The sequence below is a fragment of the Viridibacillus arenosi genome, from assembly GCF_001955655.1.
Classification (GTDB): domain Bacteria; phylum Bacillota; class Bacilli; order Bacillales_A; family Planococcaceae; genus Viridibacillus; species Viridibacillus arenosi.
Map to the genome: position 1 here is coordinate 78,904 of NZ_MSPW01000014.1, position 22,919 is coordinate 101,822.

The window sequence follows — 22,919 nt, forward strand, 5'->3', positions numbered from 1 at the left end:
GAATTGATGTCTTTGAGTTACACCCCCATTCTAGCACTCTAAAAAAATGGTACAACTAATAACCCTTGGAAAAAGCTAGAATGGACTAAAGTTAGAACAAATTGTACATAAAGAAGTCTATTGAAAATATATTGAATACTAAAAAACTCTTAGTTGCTTCGCATTAAATCGGGAATATAGTAACGCTACACCTTTACTGAAAACACGAACATATACTCACGAACTACTAATAATCTGTTCTTTTAAAAATATATTCAATTCTTTTTAAACTTATAAGCTTTTCCGGTTTCATTAAATTCAGAGTAATGGTGAGTTACACAAAGAGGTTCACCTTTTTAATAAATATTAAAAACTGAATAAATTTAAACTCACTAAAATAAAGGTTTTTTGGAATATTTGTCTAATTTATATTGGTTCGGTCAAAAAAATATGGGTAAGTGTTGTAATTTCGAAAGCGGGGTATGTAAATGGTGGATAAGAAGACAAGAGATCTTTATTTTTTTGTTTCACTTATGTTTGAAAAAAAGCGTTTGATCGTGACGGGTATATTGTTAATGATCATCGCAACTTTTATTGATTTATTATCTCCTTTAGTTATGAAGCAAATAATTGACTCAGCAATTCCTGAAAAGAATTTCAAAGCATTGTTTATTTTTATAGTGATTTTAACCATATTACCTATTCTTTCAACTATTTTAAGAACTGTAAGAATGATAATAAACGTTAAAATTGGTGGCAATGTAACCGAAAAGTTAAGAACAATGGCGTTTGAGAAGGCATTTACACTATCATCTATAAACTTAAACCAGTTGAAACTTGGAGATATAGTTGACCGCGTAACGCGCACTTCGGGTATGATAGGTGAAGTTTATATAGCAAATGAATTATTGAATGGTATTACAAGCCTATTCATGTTTATAGGAATGACTGTATTTATGCTAACAATTAGTTGGAAATTAACATTAATCGCATTTTTAGTTATTCCGCTTGTATTCATCATAACTTATATGTTAGGGAGAATATCTGAAACTAAAACAAAGCGTTATATGAAATATACAAATAATGAAATGACTTTTTTTACGGAACTAATCAGTGGCATAAAAAACGTCCAAATCTTCTCCCAACAACAAAGTGAAATGAAAAAAGTAAAGAGTTTGTTGAAAAAACATAGCGAACTGCATTTAAATACGAGTATTTATCGAAGATCATATTCAGATATATTCAATCAATTGGTAAAGTCCTTGGCATTAGGAATAGTATTTGCTGTAGGAGCTTGGGATATTAGCAATAATCAATTAACTATTGGATCACTTGTCGCTTTTACAGTATATGTACCTCAGCTATACACTTTAGTAAATGAAATGCAAACTGCTTATATAGGTACTACTAATGTTAGGCCAATTATAAAGCAATTAAATAACTTTTTAGATACTCATGAACCAATTATTGAAATCCCAAATGCAATTCCTCTAAAAAATGTCAGGGGTGAAATAGAGTTTCGAAATGTGTCGTTTACATATGAAAACAATCGCGCAGGTTTAGAAAATGTCTCTTTTAAAGTACAGCCTGGAGAAACCATAGGAATAGTTGGAGGTTCAGGAGGAGGTAAAACTACAATATTAGAATTATTAATGCGTTTTTATGACCCAACTAAAGGGGCAGTATGTATTGATGGGGTTGATATTTCAAAATACAATCTTATTGATTTTAGAAATGCTATAGGATTAGTAACACAAGATCCTTTTCTTTGGAACAGAACAATAAAAGAAAATCTAATTTATGGAGTTCCTCAAGCGACTGAAGAACAAATATTACACGCGATCAAAGTAGCTCAACTAGAAGAATTTATAGACAGTTTACCAGAAGGATTTGAAACAGTGGTTGGAGAGCGTGGTGTTCGTATCTCGGGAGGAGAAAAACAACGATTAGCTATTGCTAGAGCTATTTTAAAAGATTCACCCATAATCCTTTTAGATGAACCGACATCTGCATTAGATGCAAATACTGAGTTTTTATTACAATCTAAAATGGAAGAAGTATTTAAAGGTAAAACCATCATTTTAGTAGCACACAGACTAGCTACAATACGAAAAGCTTCTAAGATTTTAGTGTTAGATAATGGCGAAATAATTGAGTTTGGTACACCTTTAGAACTGTTAAATAATAAAGGAGCTTATTATGACTTATTATCAAAACAAGTTTCAACAAATTAACTCCTAAGGTAAAACTATAATTAAATTAATTCGATTTATGGAATCCCATATAGTACTTGTTCGATTAATAAAACAGTAACAATTGATTTTTTTAATATCTACTATTGATGTCTGTGAGCAATTTCTTCATTAAACTAATACGTAGTCATAATATATAAAATAATATTCCTTTTAATAAAAAGGAGAAATGGGGTTTAATGTGAAACCAGTTATCGGTATTTCTTCAAGCCTAAATGAACAATTACTTACACTTCCAACTGATAATATTCATGCTATTTCAAAATATGGTGGTTTACCTATTGTCCTTCCTAATTATAAGGAAACTGAAGCTGATTTAATTGTAGAAATGATTGATGGGTTACTGTTAACGGGTGGAGGAGATATTGATCCAATACTTTTTGGAGAAGAGCCGCATCAAAAGCTTGGATCTATAACGCCCGAGCGAGACGCATTTGAAGTTGCTATCGTCAAGGAAATGTTACTCCAGAATAAACCGGTTTTCGGAATTTGTAGGGGTGCTCAAATTCTAAATATAGCTGTAGGTGGTGACATGTTTCAGGACATTTATACTCAAACCGAAGAAAATCTTTTACAACATCAACAGCATGCACCTCGTTGGCATGCGTCCCATTTTGTACACGTAGAGGAAAATACGCTGTTAAAGTCAATTGCTCAAAAGGGGAAATTTAAAGTAAATAGTTTCCATCATCAAGCAAATAGAAAAATAGCCGGTGAATTTGTAGTATCAGCGGTAGCAAGTGATGGCGTTATTGAAGCTTTTGAAAGCAAAAATCATCACTTTGTCATGGGCGTACAATGGCATCCAGAGTGTTTGTTGTTAAATAATGATGAAATATCAGCAGAAATAATGAAGGCATTTATCAATGCTTGTAAAAAATAATATGTACAAAGCGACTGTATTTAAACAGTCGTTTTTGTTTGAAAAATATCTCATTTGGATAAGCTAAATGCTTGCGATTACAGTGTTGATCTTTTTATACAGATAAATACGCTAAAGTGAATTATTTTAGATTCATGAATCCTTTTTTTATGGGAAAACTATCGTAAGTCCAAAAAAGGAGGTATCTTAGCTTGAGTCAACGGCTTCGATTAATGCTTTTCTTAAGTACATTTTTCTTTGTTATTTCAACCAATGTTTCAGCTGCAGAAGAACCAACGAGAGAGCAAATTCTAGAACAACGCATGGAATTCTATATAAAATATTCAAATGACACATTGCCGTGGTATTACTTAGCTGCTGTTGACCAATTTGAACGAAATATTGAACAAGTACGTAATGACATACCTAAAAGAGAAGGCATACTTGCCATTCAGTTTGCAGATGACTTTTGGACAGGGATACTGAATCCTAAAAAGGATGATACAAACTTAAAGTCCATTGGTTTCTTTAATGGGAATGGTGTTGATGGAAACAATGATGGTATTGCAGATCGTCAAAATGATGATGATGTCATGTACACACTTGCTGAGTACTTAAGTGTACATGGAACTGATGAAAAAGGTTTTAAACATGCTTTAAAGGAATATTATAAGGTTGATGATACGGTAAACCAAATCATTACGAATGCAAAAATTTATGAGAAATTTAAAACGTTGAATTTAGATAAGCGAGCATTCCCACTTTCCATTAATCATGATTACAGTTATAGGAGTACTTGGGGAGCCTCGAGGGGTTGGGGCGGACGTAGGATGCATGAAGGAACTGATTTGTTTGCCTCATATGGTGTTCCAGTGAAATCTGCTACATATGGTCTCGTTGAGGTCATGGGCTGGAACGAGTTTGGAGGCTGGAGAATCGGCATACGCGATAATAATAATACTTATCATTATTATGCCCATTTATCCAGTTATGAAAAAGGGATAAAATTGGGAGACATCGTTGAGCCAGGAACAGTAGTTGGTTATGTAGGAAGTTCCGGATATGGTAAGAAAGGAACTTCAGGAAAATTCCCTCCGCATTTACACTACGGCATGTATAAATACAACGGAAGAAATGAATGGGCATTTGATCCGTTTCCTTCACTAAGACTTTGGGAGCAAGTAGAAAAAGGTACGAAAAAAATATAGAAAAAAAGAAAGTACTGAATTATGGAATAAGTAACTCCATAATCCGGTACTTTTTTATTTGTTAAATAAATTCTAGAACTAAAAGCTTTTAAAATTAAATGGAAAAAACAATCTATACATAATTTTGGAAATGAATTATAGTATTAAATAATCTCTATATTATGGGTTATTTTACAAATTGAAAGAAAGGTGATTTTCATGAGTCAAGATTGTTTTATCTGTAGTAATCATAAAGGTGAGTTTCTGACTGCTGGGACTACTATCTATGAAGATGATTTTATTTATGTAGGACATATTGATAAAGGATCTAGCCCAACGTATCTTGGTCATATTATGATTGATTTAAAAAGACATGCTCCAGAACTTGGGGATATGACTGCTGAAGAAGCGAAAGCATTTGGTTTAATGATGGCTAGAGTTAGTAGAGCTTTAACTGAAGTTGAAGGAGCAGAACATGTCTATTCAATGGTTTCTGGCAACTCAGTTTCACATCTACATATGCATATCGTTCCGCGTTATCCGAACACACCTAGAAAATATTGGAGTCCAATGGAGTTAAACGAATGGGCAGAAGCTCCAAAAGGTATAGGTAATGAAATAACTGAAGTTTGTTTACGTATTAAAGAATACTTAGAGGTAACGCCTTATGATTAACCAGGATAATTCAGAAATAAACTGGGTCGGTAGTCAAAAAAACTATGTTGACGAAGCAAGTATTGAAAAGATAAACGATATTGTAATTGGAAGATTCGGTGGAAATTCATCTGCAGGTCAATATAAAAACGAAGATGGTTGCTTAATTTGGATAAGTGATGATATGGACTGGGAATTTGTTATGATATTGGATGCCCATAATTCAGCTGAGAGCACAGAGCTAATTATAAAACAGTTCGAGCAAGAAAAGTTGCGAATTCAAAATGTCTTAAATTTAACTGTTAGTATCGCTTTGAAGAAGATGGATGCACTTATTTTAGACATATTTCAACAACCTAATTTCTTATCAGATTGTCGCAAAGTACGAGGGGAAACAGCCTGCCTCATTGTTATTCGAAAAGACAAATTTCTATGGTGGTTCTCTGTTGGTGATTGCATCGTACATTTGTTTAATGAAGAACTTCTTGAAATGGGAGAAAGTCAGTTAAATCAACGCAGTTTTTATGAATGGATAGGGCAAGTGAATACATTTGAATTGGATGTCCCATGTTACAGCTTGGGTAAAAAAGAAATGAGACGAGGCGTCAATCATCTATTTCTAACAACTGATGGATTAACCGATTGCCCGGGTGTAGATTTTCAAGATCCACTAATAATTAACAAGCAATTTGAAAATACATCAATTGAAGCAGGTGTATGGAAGTTATTAAAAGAAATAGAACAACACCAAGTTAGGGATAGTACAACTATTATTACTTGGAAAATTGATGTTCACAAGCAGGCTAGTTTACCAAGCAATATGAAAAGGTAGAACCAGTTATCATTAGAAATAATCTATAAACGTAAGAAGTTATATAATCTAAAGAGTTCAGTATAGGAAATCCCAAAATAGAGCTGTTTCTACTGCTTAGTAGAAACTACTCTATTTTTAATTGTCCATAAAATGAAATTAAAATCTAATCTTCATTTCTATATTCTATAATATCCCCGGGCTGGCAGTCCAAAGCTTTACAAATACCTTCTAAAGTTGAGAATCTGATTGCTTTTGCCTTACCATTTTTAAGAATAGAAAGATTTGCCATCGTTATTCCGACTCTCTCCGAAAGTTCAGTTACACTCATCTTCCTTTTTGCTAACAACACATCTATATTGATTATAATCGACATTAAATCACCTCAAACGGTCAAATCATTCTCTGATTTTATCTCTATTGCACTTTTAAGTAGTTCCTGAAGAACTGCCGTAAATAATGAAATAACAATTGTTGCAAAAATAATTACAAATCCTATAAGTGCGATTCCTGGGTGTAAAGCATTCTGTGAAACAAGGAAGATTATACCGATTACATACAAGGCAATTATTGTGAATGCACAAGTTTTAATATTTCCTAAAGAACTAACAGCTAGATGTGAAAAAGCATTTTCACATTCAATGTAGTCTAAAAGCTTTAACGCTTGATACAAAGCTAGAAAAAAAGGAATAGCAGTGATGTACAAACCTAATAGAACAGGGAATCTAAGATATGAAAATTCTGGATTCATCTCTGCTGCACTTCTTGCCAAGTCAGGTAACAAAAATAAGCACAGCGCAAGGATTGTTAACCCAATAGTACATATTGTTACCTTTAAACCAAGTTTTGTTGCTTTTTTCATAAAGCACCTCACTCTTTATTGTTATTTATATAATATGTAGTTATTTATCGATTATCAATGTTATTTTACTAAATATCAATAAAATAATAAAGTATTCCGAATCGTAAGAAAAATTAATTTTACTAATTAACCGCATAATTGTATCATTCTAAACGATACGTTAATCATGAAATTAGTTGTATATAATCAATATTTACAAATCGAGACTATATGCATATTTGCGTTACGAATAATTAGTTAATTTAGTGTAAAAAATATAAAAATATGTGATTATATTAACATATTACATTGCCAATTATTAGAATTAGTGATATATTTTTTAAGGATAATAGGCAACTGGAAAATTGAGATTGCAATAGATATGGGTCTAAAGTGATGTTGTTATGGTGACCAAGTTGCTAAAAAAATGCTAGATTAGTCTCTATTCTAGTTTTTTATTTTGCCTATTTCGTTAAGGGATAGGTTTTTTCGTTATTATAGAAATATAAAAATATAAGAGGAGGGAATTACTTATTATGCGTTATTTTAAAAACTTTTCTTTAAAGAACAAGTTACTATTAACAGTTTCGATTATTGTTTTAACTCTTTTCACTGTTATAACGATACAAAGTATTACGCAATTACATACTCAGTTAGAAAAAAATCTCGAACAGGAATTAAAAAGTGTAGGATTGTTGACATCAAAAAATCTTGCTCCTAATAAAGTGGAAAGCTTACTTACCATTAAGGGAAATGATGATCCACAGTTTAAAGAAATTCAAAGCAACTTGGATGATATAAAGGATAAACAAGGTGTTATGTATTGGAGCTATATATGGAAGATGGAGCCTGAAGGTGTTACTACTATCGGCTATACTGAAAATTTAGAAGAAGTGTATAATGCCGGTGAATTGTTTACTGATATTGCTCCAATTCATTTGAAAACTGCAAAGCTTGCAATTAAAAATGATCAACCTGAGGTAACGGAAATTTTCGAAGATTCGTTTGGTACATGGAGAACTGTTTTTAGTCCATTGAAAGACGGAAATGGAAAGACGATTGCAGTAATAGGTATCGATTATTCTGCGGATTATATTCAGACGATTATTACTAAAAGTGTAACAAAACAAATAATCACGGCAATCATCGGACTTGTCATTTTATTATTTGTATTATATTTCACTATTGATCGCCTACTTAAACCATTAAACAAAGCAGTTACTGTTGCAGATAAAGTAGCGAATGGTGACTTAAAAAATGTAGAACTTGAGACTACAAATGATGAAGTTGGGAAACTGTCTCAGTCTATAAAAACGATGGTTTCAAATTTACAGCACGTCATATTGAATATCAAAAATACGTCAAATCAAGTTGCATCATCTGCAACGCAACTAACTGCTAATGCAACAGAATCATACAAAAACTCTAGTAATGTTTCTAACGAGATGGAGAGAATGGCTCGAAATGCTGAAACGGCATTGATAATGACAGAAGAAACAGCCACAGCGATGGAAGAATCAGCTGAAGGGATACAACGAATTGCAGAATCGGCATATACCGTTTCGGAATCTTCTAACCTAACTTCAGATGCAGCTAAGCAAGGAAATGAAGTCATTCAACAAGTAATTGGTCAAATGAATTTAATTAATGAATCTGTTAATCAAATGGATGAAACAATTAAAGGTTTGAATAGTAACTCTACTAAAATCAGCGGAATAGTTAACTTTATAACTGATATAGCCGATCAAACAAACTTATTAGCATTAAACGCTGCTATTGAAGCGGCTAGAGCAGGTGAGCACGGTAAAGGATTTGCGGTAGTTGCTGGTGAGGTTAAGAAATTAGCGGAACAATCATCTCACTTTGCGGGAGAAATTTATAAGATTATTAATGAGATTCAAGTAGATTCGAATGCATCCGTAACAGTAATGGAAAAAGGAAAAGAAAATGTAAAAGTTGGATTGGATTATACGACGCAAGCAGGAGCAATATTTAAGGAAATACTCAATTCTGCAAAGCATGTAGCAGAACAAATTCAGGAAATATCTGCAGCATCGCAACAAATATCTGCTTCGTCGGAAGAAGTGGCAGCGACAGTCAATAATTTGAAAGTATCATCACAACAATCGGCTGAATTTTCTTTAAGTGTTTCCAAGTTAACGGATGAGCAACTATTAGCTATGCAGGAAGTACGGGAAGCATCTGCCTCATTAGGACAAACAGCTGAGGAATTGCAAGCACTTATTACTAAATTTGAATTAGAGGGTGACAAATAAATGATGGACTTAAAACTTACAGGTAAAAATGTTCTAGTTACAGGTTCAAGCATGGGTATAGGGCGAGCAATCGCACTAGCCTTTGCTGAACAAGGTGCAAATGTATTAATCAACTATGTCGGAGACGATCATATCGCAGAGACAGTTCGTTTGCAGGCAGAGGAAAACGGTGCAAAAGCATTAAAATACAATGCGGACGTATCAGATTCTAGCCAAGTAAGCGATATGTTTCAATACATGGATACTCAACTAGGTGAAATTGATATTCTTGTTAACAATGCAGGGATTGCGCAAAATGCTCCCATTACAGAGATGACAGATGAGCAATGGGACAAGATGATAAAAGTTCATCTCTACGGTAACTTTTACAATTGTCGTGAAGCAGCTAAGAGAATGAAGGTAAAAAATAAAGGTAAAATTATTAATATTTCTTCTGATTTAGGAAGTTTAGGCTGTGAAGAATATACACATTATTCAGCAGCAAAAGGCGGCATTAATGCTTTTACGAAATCATTGGCAAGAGAACTAGCGCCAAATATTACAGTCAATGCTGTAGCTCCTGGTGGAACACATACAGATATTCTACTAGCCTTCGGTGACAATTATATCGAAGAGGAATCAGCAAAATATCCGTTAAAGAGATTAGCGCAACCAGAAGAAATCGCCAAAAGTGTCTTATTTTTAGCTTCAGAAAATGCAGATTTTTATACGGGGCAAATACTGGGGCCAAATGGTGGCGGTGTCATGAACGGATAATGAACTAGTTGAGGAGTATTGGAATTGATGAATATTGTCGTATTTTGTTTATATTTAGTTTTTATTTATTATATTGGTTTTAAAGGCTACAAACGTGTCAAAACAGCAGAAGATTTAATTGTAGCAAGCTGGAGCATGCCATTATCTGTTGTAACAGGTAGTTTAATAGCTGCATTATTAGCAGCACCATTCTTCTTTGCAGCGGTTGGTTCAGGATATACAAGTGGTGGCTTTGAAGGATCTGCAACAATGGGTGGTTTAGGAACATGTATGATTTTAGGAGCTTTAATCTGGACTAAACCTCTTAGAAGATTAAGAGGATGGACATTAGCAGATTACTACGGGTTAAGATATGGTAGCAAAAAATTAGGTGCGTACACTGGTATAGTAATGGCCGTAGCATTTGGTGTTTTCAATGCAGGTGCCTTAACTGTAGGGGGTACTTATATTATTCAAACCCTTTTACAAATTGATTTCTTACCAGCAGCTTTATTGTTTGTTTCTTTAACAGCTCTATATTCTGTAATTGGTGGTTTATGGGCTGTAGCCTATACAGAAATCGTTCAGGGCGCATTAGCAATTGCAGGTATTTTAGGAATAACTGTATTTATCATATTCTACTACCCTGATATTACATTCAACCCTGAATGGTGGAATGTTAATGAATTGTTTAATAGAGGCGGAGTTGAATTTTGGACTCTCTATTTAGTATTGGCACTTGGTGATATCCCAGCGGTAGACTTAGGGCAACGAGTTGCAGCGGCAAAAAGTCCACGTGTAGCTCAGCTAAGTATGATTATTGCAGGTTCCGTTATTATTGCTATTAGCTGGATTCCGGGCATGTTAGGAGAAGCATTTAAAACAATTTATCCAAACAGTTCTAATCCTGAAACCCTGATGTTAGCATTTGCACAAGGTTATTTCCCTCCACTGTTATCAGCAATATTCTTAACAGCAATGGCAGCGATGGGGATGTCAACAGTAGCGGCATGTTACGTAGCAACATCAGGTATTATTACAAAGAACGTTTATTTAGATTTCATTAATAAAAATCCAGACCCAAAGAAATTATTAGTTTTCTCAAGAATTATGATTCTAGTAAGTGCGGTATTAGGTTTAGTACTAGCTATTAGTGCACAAAAAGTAATTGATTTAGCATATCTAGCTTGGGATATTGTGTTTGTAACGATATTCTGGCCAATTGTCTTAGGACCATTCTGGAAACGTGTGAGTACGCCTGCCGTATGGGCTAGTATTTCTATTGGTCTTATATATTATATTGTTACTTCACTTACTCATGTACCTGGACCAAAAATTGAATCGGATGGCTTTATTGGTTTATTGAATGAGCTATGGTTCATGCCTGGTTTCTCTGGGGTAGTGATTTCTGGTATTACCATTGTCGTCATCAGTCTCATAATCCCGCCTACACAACACGTTCTTGATATGCACAAAATCGAGAAAGATAAATCACTTGATGAAGTAGGGAGTAAAGAAGAATTATAAGGTTTTAATTCAACAAATAACTAAAGATCAGAGTCGATAGCAGGGCATGTATATGAGCATGTCCTGTCTATAATTAATTTGTTGAATTCAAATAAAGAAGTTTAATTTACAATAAAGTCGATTAAAAAATAATATAGTTGTTAAAGAAGATGGTGTGAAATTGGATTTTCATACTATCTTTTTGATTTCTCTGTATAATAAAAGAAAAAGTATTTCGATATTCGTAGTGTAAGAAGTACAGTTTAAAGAGGGTGTATTCCATGAAAAAAACAATATTAAAATCGATTATAGTTTTATCATATATATATTGTTTAGGGTATATTTTATTTGACTTTCCTAATGATACCTTTGTATTGCGTACTATTACTGGTGTAATGTCGTTTATTTTTTCTTATAGTCTATTGTTGAAAATTCTTGATAATAAAAAAGAGAAAAAACTAGCAAATAGTGAAAAATAATCGAGGATAACTATTTTTCTAGAAATAAGTAAAAAAAGACCTTTGTTAGCATCTAAACTGTAATGCTAATCACAGGTCTAATACATTTATTTTTAGCATTTCACCCAGCTAAGTCCAGTCGTACCTTCACCGGCATGTACGCCAACACATGCACTAAGTGGTAGGACTAGCACTTTAAGCTCGGGGAATTCTTGTAATAGTCCATCTCTCCAGGTTTGAGCATCCTTGTCATTGTTACAATTGATGACGGCGACTTCTTTGATATCTGCGTTCTTTATATCATTCCGAAGTAAATCAGTCACATACTTTTTCGCTCTCTTATCAGCTCGAACCTTTTCTTTCATAACCACTTTCCCGTTATCAAATGAAATAACCACTTTAATATTTAATAGATTACTTAAGAATGCTTTAGTACCAGATACACGACCGCTTTTATGCAGTTGATCTAAGCTAGATGGAATGAAAGATAGCTCAGCATTTTCTGTCATTTTTTCAATATGAGCAACAACTTCCTCTATGTCGTGCCCCTTATCAACCAGTGCAATTCCGTCTTTAATCATTTTACCCATTGGATATGAGCCAATCTTCGAATCAATTGAGTAAACTTGAAAATTTGCCAATTGTGCAGCAGTTTGTGAACTTTGGTAAGTTCCAGATAAATCGCTAGAAGTATGCACGGCCACCGCACAGTCATAGCCTTCAGCCTTTAATTTTTTGTAAAGCTCGACCATTTCGCCAATAGCTGGCTGCGATGTTTTTGGATGTACTTTAGCAGAACGGAGTTTGTCATAAAATTCATCATGTGTCATATCGACTGTTTCTCTGAAAGCGCCTTCAGAGAAAACTATATTTAATGGCAAAACATGAACATTATACTTTTTTATGAAAGTCTCGTTTAGCAGTGCAGCTGTATCAGTAACCCAAGCAATCTTCTTAGTCATTATAATATTTTCCCCTTTAGATGTAATGTAGTGGCGTGTACGTTCGCAAGAAAAGGTGGAACAAACCATCTATTAACGTTAATGTACAACAGGTTAGGAATAAGTTGATAGTGATAATTGTCATATAGAGTCGAAATTTCGGGAATTGAGACATAATTTGAACATAAATTGCTTGATGGGAAAATAATTTATTAATAAAAATTATATTCGTATATGGATAGGGTGTGACTAATAATGTGTCTTAGTGTAGCTTTGTGAATGAGATTGGTTATTTTGAAAAAATTTTGAGTGAAGATATCTTTTCTCTATAGATTTCTTAGAGTTTAGGTGATTTTTTTGTTGGATAATTATGTTAATGTAAATATTGAGATTATGAAGAAACATACTTACACTAACTAACGTAGCAATTTAGTTTAATAATATAGGATGTTTTGAGGAGGGGATGGTATGAAAGTTAGAAACTCAGTAAAGGCAATTATTTTGGATGGGGAAAAAATATTATTAACTAAAAATCAAGATGATGATGGTTATTTTTTCTTTGTCCTGGCGGGGGTCAAGATCACGGTGAAACATTTCATACCACTTTAAAAAGAGAGTGTAATGAAGAAATTGGATTCAATATTGATATCCAAGAGTTATTACATATCAGGGAGTATATAGGAAAAAACCATGAATATGCTGAAATTGATTTTGATGTTCATCAAGTAGAATATTATTTTTTGTGTCAAATAAATAGCACTGAAAAGCCAATAGAGCCAACAAATCCTGATAGCCATCAGGTAGGTATTGAGTGGGTTCGTATTGAGGATTTATTAAATTACAGGTTATACCCAAAGGAGTTGAAAAAATATATAATCGGATATTTATATGCTGAAAATTCCCCAGTTTATCTTGGTGATATAAATTAACTTTTTTACTAACAGAGGCTTTAGTAGAAGATCATTGAGCTGTTGGGATGGACGTTAGAGTAATTAAGTAACGGGGCAGTTCGTGTGTTTGGAATAGGATTATGATTTTTGTAATAAGTTAAATAAAAGAACACTTACATTTATAGGGGGATAAAATGGAGGAAACAAATAGTAAATCGATTGCATCACTCGCTTTGGGTATTTTATCCATATTTATACCTTTTGTTGGCTTAATCCTCGGCATTATTGGAATTATTTTGTCATCTAAAAGTATGAAAGAGATTGACCAAACAAGTGAAAAAGGAAAAGGGCTCGCTATTTCAGGTAAGATTTGTAGTATCGTAGGCATCTGTGTTCAGATTCTTTTAGTTTTACTTATCGTTTTATCAATTGCATCATTTTCTTTTTTTACTAATTCAGGAAGTAATTAAGAAATTATAATGTTTTTTTCTTCAAGTAACGAGGGCTTTATCTCAATATGGGGTGAAGCCTTTTTCTTATTCAAGTACTTGGTCAGGTTATTTGGACAATAGAGAAAAAGGAAGAGAGTGAAAAAATAAATAATATATACTAGTTATTATTGGGTAGTTAGTAAAATTTCAGATGAGCTATCCATCCAAAAGTTTATTCTAGAAAGGATGTTGAATATTCTATTTTTAAATTATATTAATTTGTTTTAAGAGTGAGTTTTATTACTGTAATTAAGTTTTATGGCTGTATTTTTTTAATGCAAAAAAGCCGAAAAATGTAAGCGGTAAATAAAGACTCACATATTTTCGGCTGATTAATATTATTCTTAATTAGGTAATTACCTCATGTGTTTATCGTTTAAATTTCAACTAAGTCAAGCTTGGATGTAACTTTCCAGCAAGATGTTTCGCAATAATGGGGTCGGTTCACCTACACTGTAAAGTTGCAAATAATGCATAGCTCGGGTGCAAGCAGTGTAGAATGCTCTGCGAAGACTCTCATCGCCGTATACTTGCTCTGATGCGTTATAAATGATAACAGCGTCGAATTCGATTCCTTTGGCCAAATACGACGGTATGACAACAACTCCTTGTTCATATTCAATCGAGCCGTTCTTCACGAGCTTAATATCATCGATGTGGGACAGGGCTTCGTATGCACTCTTACTTTCCTTAGCGGATTTACATATTATAGCAATACTGTTATAACGAAGACTTCTTAAATTTGCGACTTTAGATGCGATGCAGCGGTGCAGTTCAGCGTGATCGAGCAATTGTGTTAGCACGGGTCGATCGCCGTCGCGTTCGAAAGGAATAATTCGTTCACCGTTAGGTACTAGTCTCCGTGTAAATTCGATTATCGGTTTTGTGGATCGATAGCTGCGTGTCATGTTGATCACTTCCGTTTCATCCTGACCGTATAAGCTCATAAGTGTGTTAAAATCATCCATTTCGCTTGCATGGGCGAATATCGCCTGATTAAAGTCACCTAGCACAGTCATTCTTGCCGAAGGAAATAAACGCTTTAGAAACTCGAATTGAAACGGTGAATAATCCTGGGCCTCATCAACAAGTACGTGCTTTATCGAGCCGTTCGTCTGAAAGCCTTGAATCATCTCTTTCATAAATAAGAACGGAGTAGCATCTTCATAAGATAATTTGCCATCATCTAGCATTTCCGACGTCGCTTGACAAATCTCCACCCACTCCGCGGGTGTTTCCTCTTCTATCCACTTTTTGATCTGCAGGGGTTCAGCAAAAAGCTGCTTATATATCCCTTTAATGTCGATGAAACCAAATGTTCGAACTCGTTTACGTAACGGCTTTAAGTTCTGTTGAACAATCAATCGAGCAAGTACTTCAGGCTCAATCTCATAATCGGCAATAGATTCTCCTGTAAAGCCTCGTTTTTTTGCTAAGTAGGTATGGGCCTTGTGGTATTCCTCGTCACTAAGTAGCTCGATTTTTTCCTGTACCCATGGCTTAGTCAGTTCAGCCTTTTGAGTTGCGTTGATTTTCTTAACTAGCCAATCCTGTAACTTTTCAAGTCTATTATGGAAGCGGAGTGAAGTGTCGTTACTATAAAACCTTTCTGCTATTTGCCCCGCAGTAACAATCGGTTCTCCTCTGAAAATCATGTCCTTGAATTTCATTCCAGAGAACTCTAACGATTTCATATATAATTCGATCGCATTGAAAAAAAGAGGGGATGCTTTGAATCGAATGCTTGCAACCCTTGCCTTGTATGAAGGGGTATTCGTAGCAGTTAAAACATATTCCAATTGCTCGAAGGGATTTTCAACTTGAAATTCTTTACTTAGCCGATGGTATAAGTATTCCTGGAATGTAACCTGCTGCATATTCTCTTCTCCAAGTTCTGGCAGCACATTAGACACATAACTGTTAAACATCGAATTAGGTGAAAATAGAATTATTTGATCGGCATTCATACTATCTCGATTTTTGTAGAGCAAAAAAGCAATCCGTTGCAGGGCGGCCGATGTCTTGCCACTGCCAGCTGCACCGTGTACAATAAGCAGTTTCCCACAATCATGACGAATGATTCGATTTTGCTCCTGTTGAATCGTAGCTACTATATTGTGCATATGTTTATCTGTGCCTTTGCCCAGTACCTGTTGTAAAATCTCGTCTCCAATGGTAAGACTCGTATCGAACATGGATTGAAGAACACCGTCACGGATAAGATATTGCCCCTTTTTCTCCAAAATGCCTTTGATTTCACCCTCAAGTGTTGCATACTTAGCCGGTCCAGTCTGGTACTCATAGTAGATACTTGAGATAGGTGCCCTCCAGTCATAGATAAGAAATTCTTCGCCACTCGCATCTGTAAGTGTGGAAATTCCAATATAGATTTGTTCTTGAGCAGATTCTCCTTCTTCAATGAAATCGATTCGGCCGAAGTAGGGAACATCTTGCATACGTTGAAGTGTAGACAATTGCTTAGATACATGTCTATCGGTGCTTTGACTTACAGTTAGAGCTTGAGCCTCTTGTCTCAAGCCGATGATGGTCTCAAGATAATCGTCAAAAGTATCAAGATTCACCTTGACTTCATCAAAGAAGTGTTTGCGTATATTAACCAGTTCGTTTTGACGCCGAGAAGTTTCTTCCTCTAATTTGCAGATGCGCTCCGTTATTGTCTCTATTACACTGTCCACACGTTTTTGCTCCTGCTTAAATTCTGAATTCATAGCAACCACTCCTTAAAAAAATTGGGATTGACAAACGAAAAAGTATGTTGTATAATTTAAAATAGGGATATAATGCTCACAATCATTATTAGCATATATCTCTATAAATTTACCATAGGTTCTCATTTTTTTCAATGTATTTGACATGATTTCTTTGCGTGCCGATTCTAAATGGCTAATTGCCATAACATACACTAATTAAATGTAAGAAGCACACACCCTCTAGATAAGAGGGTGTTTTTTTGACCACAATTTTAATACAAAGTATATAAATCATAAATAATATCTAGTTCTTTTTGTTGTACTATTGATTCAATAACTTCTGTAATGTCGTGTGATAGTCTTACATTTAAATTTGGATTAATTGCAACCGTGATATCAATTAGTAACAGACTTCCGTTCTAATGGTCTTTTGTTCAACTTAGATATCAAAAAGTCATTTATTCAAATTGCTTTGAATAAATTAGATATCGTTAATACAATTAGAGGAGGAATATCAAGTTCCTACATTTGTAACGCAATCGTTGGAGGAGATACGATTTTGGTCACGGATAATGAAAGAACACGCTTTCTTTTTAAGTCTTGGATTTACAGCTGATCAGACAGAACTTATTCAAGAAGCACAGAATTTTATTACAGTTTTTGAACGGATTGAAGAACAAATTAGTAGTTATAATGAAAATACAGATCCGGAAGTAATTAGGCAGTTAAACATTCAAGTGTACCAATCTACCTCTTATATTTGGGCTTATAAGCGAAAGGTACTAGGATTAATTTTAAGTTGCAAAATAATATCTAACAACATTCCATTATTAGTAGACCATACTAGTCGTGAAGCATATTATTTTGCGAAGCGATTAAAAGAATTAAATGAAGGTATACTGATACCGTTACCTGAAGCCATAATTAAAGAAAATGTATTCTTCCTGAAAATTATGGCAGACCATTCAAAATTCATTGGCCACCTGCTAGACCCTTCTGAAAGAAAATTAGTGGACCAGGCACGTGAGTTCAGTCATGATTTCGATCAACTTCTTTTCCAGGCACAAGATTTAGATCATATGCGCCCTCAATCAGAAACAACACCGCTCTTAGATCAGTTTCTTGACCAAAATCGAGTATCTGTCGTGGCGTTACGTGATTTCAAGAAAACAGCAAGAGATTTAATAGAAGCGTGTAGAATAAAAAGCAATATTCCTGCTCTTCTTGCTGACCACGTATACCGTGAAGCAGATCATTTTCTACACATTATTGATGCATTCGATGCGCATCTTACAGCGCAAAAATCTTAACTACTCTGTATGAATAGAACTCTATGAGAGCCAGGAAGTTCAATATTAATTAAGAGGCATCCACTAATCGACTTACTGGAGTGCCTCTTTTAATTATGTCAATATATAGACAACTTAGGGAACACTGAAAAATGATAGGGCCAATACTGAAATGCGATGTTGACCCTTTAAATGAATTGAAGTGTTAAAGCCTTTCTTCAACAACTGGAAGGCTTAGCAGAAGATCGTTGAGCTGTCCAGACAGCTCTTTTTTTAAAAGCTAAATGGGCAGTTTAGTAGAATAAGAAGGGTTGCTTCTTACTTTATAGAATACATATACAATGTACTATTTTAGGAGGTAAATAGATGATTTTTGAAATAACCAATCAAGTTCGTGTAACTGATTTTAAAGAAGGACATAAGTGGTATGAAGCACTACTAAACAAAAAAGCTGATTTCATACCACACGACGGATTCGCTGAATGGGAAATAATTCCTGGTTGCTGGTTGCAAGTTGCTGAAGGAACACCATCAGAAGAAAGTGGACCTTTACGTTTAGGGGTAACTGATATAATAGCTGAAAGAGATAGACTAGTAAATGAGTTGAAAATTGACGAATTTGAGATTTACTCCCGTGAAGAAGTTTCTGCAAAATGGGGAACTTTCACTGACCCTTGGGGAAATCGACTTGGACTATTTGAGTATTTGGATAAGAAAGAAGAAAATGACCGTATAAAAACAATTTTAGGAGTTTAAATATTATTAACGGGGGCTTTAGTAGAATATCTTGGAGCTGTTCAGGCAGCTCTTTTTTTATTTAACTAAAGGGGCAGTTTAGTTCAACAATAACCGTGTGGGTACCTTGGTAGTTAGCATGTAGACTGGCACTAAGGGGGATATAGATTGGTTTTATCAGATGACATTTACGGAGAATTCGAGGTAGACAAAGTATTAGAAGAATTAATATTAAGTAAACCAGTGCAAAGATTAAAGGGGGTTCATCACGGGGCAGTTTACTTGTATGGCTGGTATATCAGCTGGTGTAAGTGATTCTTCAGATTCAATTGGGGAGTGCAATTTAATCCATTAATAAATAGTTACTTCTGTAACACCATATTCGCTTGCAAGCTGATTGACGGGTGTACCAGCACGAAAGTTATACGATTGATTCTTTGAATTCTTGGTTGTAACGTTTTTGTTTCATTACGGACACGTCCTCTCTTAATTTTTAGGTTAAGGACTTAACTTCAATGTGTCCATAAATCTATACTAAATCCAAGGTGAGATAATTTTTTATTGGATATTTATGTTTATTACTATAAGAATTAAAAATTGAGTTGAATTTAGATGATGTGGAAGATGGAGATCTTGTTTATGTGGATGATGAAAGAGATGAAGTAGAAGAAAAGGTATGTCGTGTGATTGCTATGTGGAATTCGTAATTGGAGACAAAAAGGATAATTTATAAAAAGGAGGGAATTTTGTGAATCCTGATGTAAAATTTCTTAAAAGTAGGGAATTTTTAGCTTTAATTGTATGTTTTATTATCATGTTTTTACTATTAACTTTTATTATTCAAGGATTTACTTTATTTATGAAGATTCTAATATCTCTTTTCAACACCTTGCTATTTTTCATAATAAATAGATTTATTTTCAAGAATAGTTATAAAAGTTAAAATATGGTATTGTCTCCGTTTTGTTTATAATCGCTATGATTTTACTGGTCATTGGCATGAAGAAATATCACTTTCGTACATTACTAATAGTTGTAATAATATATGCAATTTTACCGAAACTTCTCATTACGATATACCAAGAAACTTTAGCAAGTGGCATCATGGCAATTTCATACGATGGGAATGGCAAGTGCGATTTTGAGAATGTGGAAGAAGACTTATTAAATGGGGAATGTAATCTTGTATTACATAATAGAAGCAATGAAGCTGTTTCATTCGATTTAGAATTTTTAGATTCCTTTTCCATGGAAGATGAAGTGCGTATGGAGTCACTTATGAATTTAGCTGGTCCATATAGTATTACGATAGAAGCAAAACGTGAAAAGTCTATTAACTTGAAGGAACTACTCGATTTATCAGATGTTCCAAAACATATTGATGGCGGTACATCGTTTAATATTCATATTAAATTAATTGACGGGGAGACTACACGCACTTTATAGAAGACGTTTTTCTTTACTAAATAGTTACCTATTAAAGGCAAGCAAGGCTTTATCCGAATTGAACTACAAAATGCAAGTGGTTTTCCTAAAGACACAAGCCATTTTGGTGGCTATGATGCTGAGTGCATCGTTGAAATTAAGAGTAGAAATTATTATGTTTTAGGTGAACTGTGGTTTACAACTGGTGATGTATATGAGTTTTATAAGCAATTAGATAAGTACTATCGTAAAATAAAAGGGACAGCTGTTTTTTGGAATTACAAAACCTCTCTGAAATTAGAGGTTGTATTCATTTATGAGATAAAGGGGTTAAAAATGTATAGTCCAAAATGGAGTAAAGTAAAAAAACAATTAAAAAGTTTTACGTGCGACTCATTAAAAGACCGAATCGATTTTCATATTATTAACTACCGAAAAGCCCATGATCAATTAGGTAGAGCAGTTATTACAGTGGATAAAAAAGAAATTTTTAGTATGTGTACAATCATAGCTGAAAGAGAAATGAATAGAAAAGAATGGAATATTAGAGAAGAGCAAAATGTTAAATACGATATTTATGATCATAAACATAACTTAGAAATGGGATTACAAGCTCATGAAATGATTAAAGAAGAGGGGATCTTGGCGCAGTATGACTTTTTTGATGCAGTAGAAGAATACCTTAGTTCCCCAATAGATACTTCTATAAAATCTACTGACATTATTATAAAAGTTCTATCCTTAATAGATAGACGAGTAGGAAAAAGAACATTAAAAAAACTCAATGAATCTTTTGAAACTGAACATGAGGGTATTAGATATTTTTTAAAATTAAGGTGTGATGCTGAGGGGATAAGATTTAGTTAATAAATCTCGGTATTTCCATATAAGTGCGCGATTCTTGAAGAAGCGTCTCATTTCTTATTCAACTAACCACGGGGCTTTAGTAGAATATCTTGGAGCTGTTCAGGCAGCTCTTTTTTATTTAACTAACTGGGCAGGTTAGATAAATAAGGTGTTTATTTTATCATTTAACAATAGAGTTACATGGACGAAGAAAAAGAAGTAATACAGTTTAATATTAATTATATAGAATAGTTACAGTTAATATATAAGAGAAATCGAATCAATAGGGACTCAAAAAAGTAGGTTTGGAAGAAGGAAGATTTTTGCGAAACAAATTACCGTGGTATTTAAATAAAGGATCGTTATATTTTTTCTGTATAATAACTCCTCCAATCGGTTATATAATTCTCGTTAGTAATTTAAAGAAATTTAAGTATGAGGAAAGAATTAGTTACCTTACGATTGCAACGATTATGATGTCTATATGGGTATTGAAATTTTTACGGTTTTAATAGGAAAATCTGTATTAAAAATAATAAAAAGGAAAGATAAATAGCTGTAGCTTTGTAAAAAAAGATTGATTATTTATTATATAGATTGATAATTTGTAAAGTTTGATTAAATCAACCCACCTCTATTGATTTCCAAGATGTGAGTTGATTTTTTTGTTGGATATTTATGTTAATATCAATATAAAGATTGTGTAGAATTTTACTTAAACTAACAGGGCAGAATAGTTTAACAAGAATTACGTAATTCGGAGGGGATACACATGGAGAAATATGAGGTAAAACAAATAAATAATCTGTTAAATTTTGATTTTGATAGTTTAGTAAAGCAAAGTAAAGAAGACGGTTTTCGTTTTGTAGAAAGATTAGTAAATGACTATAGAAATGGCAGTAATACTTTTAACCATTTTGGAGAAGGTTTATTTGGCGTGTTTAATCAAGAAGGTGTCCTTGTTGCTATTGGTGGATTAAATAAAGATCCATTTTCGAATGAACAGTCTATTGGTAGGCTGAGAAGGTTTTATGTTAGTAAAGCGTATAGGAGAAATGGTATAGGAAGCCTTTTGGTAAAAAGGATAATTGACGAAGCAAAAAAATATTATAAAATTATAGTGCTTCATACAGATACGGAACAAGCTGATAAATTTTATTCTTCTATAGGATTTTCAAAGGAAACTCTTTATCCAAATTCAAGCCACTTTATGGAGTTTAAAAGCTAAAGTGTTACCAAATTAACGTGGGCTTTACTTCAATAAGGAGTAGAGCCTTTTTCTTATTGAACTAACGGGGCAGGTTAGTTCAAGAGAGAGTGCTGTTTGATCTTTGTTCAATAATTGGGCCATTGTAATGGAAATTAGCCAATTCCAGACTTAAATCCAAAATTACAAATAAAGTTAAAAAAAATTGATAAAACAAAAACTTTTTTTCTTTTTAAAACGTTTAATAAATACTAACTATTAAATTTATTATGAAAGTAGTTGATATTTTATAGTGTTATAGATATTTGTTTAATATAGGTAGGAATAGAATTACAATTTAATCCTATTTTTAACTTTATTGTTTACAATATGAAACATCCGTAATATAAGTAAGAGGACTCTTTATTAAATTTTAAAAATTTTAAAATTAAGGTGGAATTTCAATGAATTATTTAAGTATAACAAAAAATCTGTTAATCGTTACTACAGTTTCTGTAGCACACTGTTAAATGGAGTAAGTGATGTAAGTTTTTTAGGAAAACCTGCAAAAGAAATTGAATATAAGGGATCACATCTTGTTACATATAAGCTGGAAACTATGAATTAAAGTTTGAATTCCTTAGTATATACAATGATACAAATGATAAAAATCCAAAAGTAGTTAGTTACAATGTTTATAAGTATTAATTTTTAATCAAGTGGAATGTAGCTGTGTAATAAAGTTATTAAAGTTATGAATGATTTTAATATTATTTATTTTTGGGATAGTTTTAACGGTTTGGGGTATTTATCGTATGAGAACAGATGATGGCTTATTTGGAAA

20 protein-coding genes and 3 pseudogenes are annotated in these 22,919 nt (G+C 33.5%); 19 read left to right on the forward strand and 4 right to left on the reverse strand.

Features of this window, described 5'->3' with window-relative positions:
* The first annotated feature begins 470 nt into the window (after nucleotides 1–470).
* The 5 genes from BK137_RS19435 to BK137_RS19455 all read left to right on the forward strand — a co-directional run bounded on the left by BK137_RS19435 (nucleotide 471) and on the right by BK137_RS19455 (nucleotide 5,766).
* Nucleotides 471–2,213 carry an ABC transporter ATP-binding protein gene (locus BK137_RS19435; RefSeq protein ID WP_162148708.1) on the forward strand — a complete coding sequence of 581 codons (1,743 nt, stop codon included), beginning with the start codon at nucleotides 471–473 and terminating at the stop codon, nucleotides 2,211–2,213.
* Nucleotides 2,214–2,412: 199 nt separating this feature from the next.
* Nucleotides 2,413–3,114 (forward strand): gamma-glutamyl-gamma-aminobutyrate hydrolase family protein, encoded by a 702-nt coding sequence (locus BK137_RS19440; protein WP_038183237.1) that lies wholly within the window; start codon nucleotides 2,413–2,415, stop codon nucleotides 3,112–3,114.
* A gap of 191 nt (nucleotides 3,115–3,305) precedes the next feature.
* On the forward strand, nucleotides 3,306–4,301 hold the full coding sequence (locus BK137_RS19445; protein ID WP_412104681.1) for a M23 family metallopeptidase: 996 nt from the start codon (nucleotides 3,306–3,308) through the stop codon (nucleotides 4,299–4,301).
* Nucleotides 4,302–4,499: 198 nt separating this feature from the next.
* Nucleotides 4,500–4,955 (forward strand): HIT family protein, encoded by a 456-nt coding sequence (locus BK137_RS19450; protein WP_038182781.1) that lies wholly within the window; start codon nucleotides 4,500–4,502, stop codon nucleotides 4,953–4,955.
* The gene (locus BK137_RS19455) at nucleotides 4,948–5,766 is read left to right on the forward strand and encodes a PP2C family serine/threonine-protein phosphatase (protein ID WP_038182780.1); all 819 of its coding nucleotides are present in this window, start codon (nucleotides 4,948–4,950) and stop codon (nucleotides 5,764–5,766) included. Before BK137_RS19450 ends, BK137_RS19455 begins: the two co-directional genes overlap by 8 nt.
* Before the next feature lie 145 nt (nucleotides 5,767–5,911).
* Here BK137_RS19455 and BK137_RS19460 read toward each other — a convergent pair whose 3' ends face one another.
* Complete coding sequence (locus tag BK137_RS19460; RefSeq protein WP_038182779.1) at nucleotides 5,912–6,121, reverse strand: helix-turn-helix domain-containing protein; 210 nt, start codon at nucleotides 6,119–6,121, stop codon at nucleotides 5,912–5,914.
* A 9-nt stretch (nucleotides 6,122–6,130) separates the two neighbouring features.
* Complete coding sequence (locus BK137_RS19465) at nucleotides 6,131–6,607, reverse strand: DUF2975 domain-containing protein (protein WP_038182778.1); 477 nt, start codon at nucleotides 6,605–6,607, stop codon at nucleotides 6,131–6,133.
* 515 nt (nucleotides 6,608–7,122) lie between these two features.
* Between BK137_RS19465 and BK137_RS19470 the strand changes: the two genes are divergently transcribed.
* From BK137_RS19470 to BK137_RS19485, 4 genes are all read left to right on the forward strand, one after another.
* On the forward strand, nucleotides 7,123–8,862 hold the full coding sequence (locus BK137_RS19470) for a methyl-accepting chemotaxis protein (protein ID WP_038182773.1): 1,740 nt from the start codon (nucleotides 7,123–7,125) through the stop codon (nucleotides 8,860–8,862).
* Nucleotides 8,863–9,618 carry an SDR family NAD(P)-dependent oxidoreductase gene (locus BK137_RS19475; protein WP_235175704.1) on the forward strand — a complete coding sequence of 252 codons (756 nt, stop codon included), beginning with the start codon at nucleotides 8,863–8,865 and terminating at the stop codon, nucleotides 9,616–9,618. It abuts the gene before it with no gap.
* 27 nt (nucleotides 9,619–9,645) lie between these two features.
* Complete coding sequence (locus BK137_RS19480) at nucleotides 9,646–11,124, forward strand: sodium:solute symporter family protein (RefSeq protein WP_235175712.1); 1,479 nt, start codon at nucleotides 9,646–9,648, stop codon at nucleotides 11,122–11,124.
* A gap of 260 nt (nucleotides 11,125–11,384) precedes the next feature.
* Nucleotides 11,385–11,582, forward strand: a complete 198-nt coding sequence (locus tag BK137_RS19485; RefSeq protein ID WP_038182771.1) for a hypothetical protein — start codon at nucleotides 11,385–11,387, stop codon at nucleotides 11,580–11,582.
* A gap of 92 nt (nucleotides 11,583–11,674) precedes the next feature.
* Here BK137_RS19485 and BK137_RS19490 read toward each other — a convergent pair whose 3' ends face one another.
* Entirely contained in the window at nucleotides 11,675–12,523 is an 849-nt protein-coding gene (locus tag BK137_RS19490; protein WP_038182768.1) for a DegV family protein, read from the reverse strand.
* A gap of 447 nt (nucleotides 12,524–12,970) precedes the next feature.
* Here BK137_RS19490 and BK137_RS23015 point away from each other — a divergent pair, with 447 nt between their 5' ends.
* The 3 genes and pseudogenes from BK137_RS23015 (at nucleotide 12,971) to BK137_RS19500 (ending at nucleotide 13,862) form a co-directional block, all read left to right on the forward strand.
* Nucleotides 12,971–13,111 carry an NUDIX hydrolase gene (locus tag BK137_RS23015; protein WP_412104680.1) on the forward strand — a complete coding sequence of 47 codons (141 nt, stop codon included), beginning with the start codon at nucleotides 12,971–12,973 and terminating at the stop codon, nucleotides 13,109–13,111.
* An 11-nt stretch (nucleotides 13,112–13,122) separates the two neighbouring features.
* Nucleotides 13,123–13,431, forward strand: a pseudogene (locus BK137_RS19495) (NUDIX hydrolase); the annotation flags it as partial.
* Between the two features lie 155 nt (nucleotides 13,432–13,586).
* Nucleotides 13,587–13,862 carry a DUF4190 domain-containing protein gene (locus BK137_RS19500; protein ID WP_038182766.1) on the forward strand — a complete coding sequence of 92 codons (276 nt, stop codon included), beginning with the start codon at nucleotides 13,587–13,589 and terminating at the stop codon, nucleotides 13,860–13,862.
* A 413-nt stretch (nucleotides 13,863–14,275) separates the two neighbouring features.
* Here the strand turns inward: BK137_RS19500 and helD are convergent, their stop codons facing one another.
* Nucleotides 14,276–16,612 (reverse strand): RNA polymerase recycling motor HelD, encoded by a 2,337-nt coding sequence (helD, locus tag BK137_RS19505; protein ID WP_038182764.1) that lies wholly within the window; start codon nucleotides 16,610–16,612, stop codon nucleotides 14,276–14,278.
* A 524-nt stretch (nucleotides 16,613–17,136) separates the two neighbouring features.
* On the opposite strand from helD, the gene BK137_RS19510 reads away from it, so the two are divergent.
* The 7 genes and pseudogenes from BK137_RS19510 (at nucleotide 17,137) to BK137_RS19540 (ending at nucleotide 22,117) form a co-directional block, all read left to right on the forward strand.
* A complete protein-coding gene (locus tag BK137_RS19510; protein WP_268746462.1) occupies nucleotides 17,137–17,904 on the forward strand; it encodes a DUF2935 domain-containing protein in 768 nt (255 codons plus the stop codon).
* 345 nt (nucleotides 17,905–18,249) lie between these two features.
* Entirely contained in the window at nucleotides 18,250–18,639 is a 390-nt protein-coding gene (locus BK137_RS19515; RefSeq protein WP_038182759.1) for a VOC family protein, read from the forward strand.
* Between the two features lie 147 nt (nucleotides 18,640–18,786).
* Nucleotides 18,787–18,903, forward strand: a pseudogene (locus BK137_RS22435) (HD domain-containing protein); the annotation flags it as partial.
* A 714-nt stretch (nucleotides 18,904–19,617) separates the two neighbouring features.
* A complete protein-coding gene (locus tag BK137_RS19525) occupies nucleotides 19,618–20,064 on the forward strand; it encodes a hypothetical protein (protein WP_235175703.1) in 447 nt (148 codons plus the stop codon).
* Between the two features lie 51 nt (nucleotides 20,065–20,115).
* Nucleotides 20,116–20,346: pseudogene (locus tag BK137_RS23020) on the forward strand (WapI family immunity protein); the annotation flags it as partial.
* A gap of 33 nt (nucleotides 20,347–20,379) precedes the next feature.
* On the forward strand, nucleotides 20,380–20,910 hold the full coding sequence (locus BK137_RS19530) for an SF0329 family protein (RefSeq protein WP_038182755.1): 531 nt from the start codon (nucleotides 20,380–20,382) through the stop codon (nucleotides 20,908–20,910).
* Nucleotides 20,911–21,661: 751 nt separating this feature from the next.
* Entirely contained in the window at nucleotides 21,662–22,117 is a 456-nt protein-coding gene (locus BK137_RS19540; protein WP_038182754.1) for a GNAT family N-acetyltransferase, read from the forward strand.
* Nucleotides 22,118–22,919 lie beyond the last annotated feature (802 nt).

Excerpts from the sequence above, each read along its gene's own strand:
- BK137_RS19480 (WP_235175712.1), top strand. The coding sequence starts at position 9,646 with ATGAATATTGTCGTATTTTGTTTATATTTAGTTTTTATTTATTATATT.
- BK137_RS19525 (WP_235175703.1), top strand. The coding sequence starts at position 19,618 with ATGAAGAAATATCACTTTCGTACATTACTAATAGTTGTAATAATATAT.
- BK137_RS19470 (WP_038182773.1), top strand. The coding sequence starts at position 7,123 with ATGCGTTATTTTAAAAACTTTTCTTTAAAGAACAAGTTACTATTAACA.
- BK137_RS19455 (WP_038182780.1), top strand. The coding sequence starts at position 4,948 with ATGATTAACCAGGATAATTCAGAAATAAACTGGGTCGGTAGTCAAAAA.
- BK137_RS19530 (WP_038182755.1), top strand. The coding sequence starts at position 20,380 with ATGTATAGTCCAAAATGGAGTAAAGTAAAAAAACAATTAAAAAGTTTT.
- BK137_RS23015 (WP_412104680.1), top strand. The coding sequence starts at position 12,971 with ATGAAAGTTAGAAACTCAGTAAAGGCAATTATTTTGGATGGGGAAAAA.
- BK137_RS19485 (WP_038182771.1), top strand. The coding sequence starts at position 11,385 with ATGAAAAAAACAATATTAAAATCGATTATAGTTTTATCATATATATAT.
- BK137_RS19500 (WP_038182766.1), top strand. The coding sequence starts at position 13,587 with ATGGAGGAAACAAATAGTAAATCGATTGCATCACTCGCTTTGGGTATT.
- BK137_RS19490 (WP_038182768.1), bottom strand. The coding sequence starts at position 12,523 with ATGACTAAGAAGATTGCTTGGGTTACTGATACAGCTGCACTGCTAAAC.
- BK137_RS19465 (WP_038182778.1), bottom strand. The coding sequence starts at position 6,607 with ATGAAAAAAGCAACAAAACTTGGTTTAAAGGTAACAATATGTACTATT.
- BK137_RS19450 (WP_038182781.1), top strand. The coding sequence starts at position 4,500 with ATGAGTCAAGATTGTTTTATCTGTAGTAATCATAAAGGTGAGTTTCTG.
- BK137_RS19515 (WP_038182759.1), top strand. The coding sequence starts at position 18,250 with ATGATTTTTGAAATAACCAATCAAGTTCGTGTAACTGATTTTAAAGAA.
- BK137_RS19540 (WP_038182754.1), top strand. The coding sequence starts at position 21,662 with ATGGAGAAATATGAGGTAAAACAAATAAATAATCTGTTAAATTTTGAT.
- BK137_RS19460 (WP_038182779.1), bottom strand. The coding sequence starts at position 6,121 with ATGTCGATTATAATCAATATAGATGTGTTGTTAGCAAAAAGGAAGATG.
- helD (WP_038182764.1), bottom strand. The coding sequence starts at position 16,612 with ATGAATTCAGAATTTAAGCAGGAGCAAAAACGTGTGGACAGTGTAATA.
- BK137_RS19475 (WP_235175704.1), top strand. The coding sequence starts at position 8,863 with ATGATGGACTTAAAACTTACAGGTAAAAATGTTCTAGTTACAGGTTCA.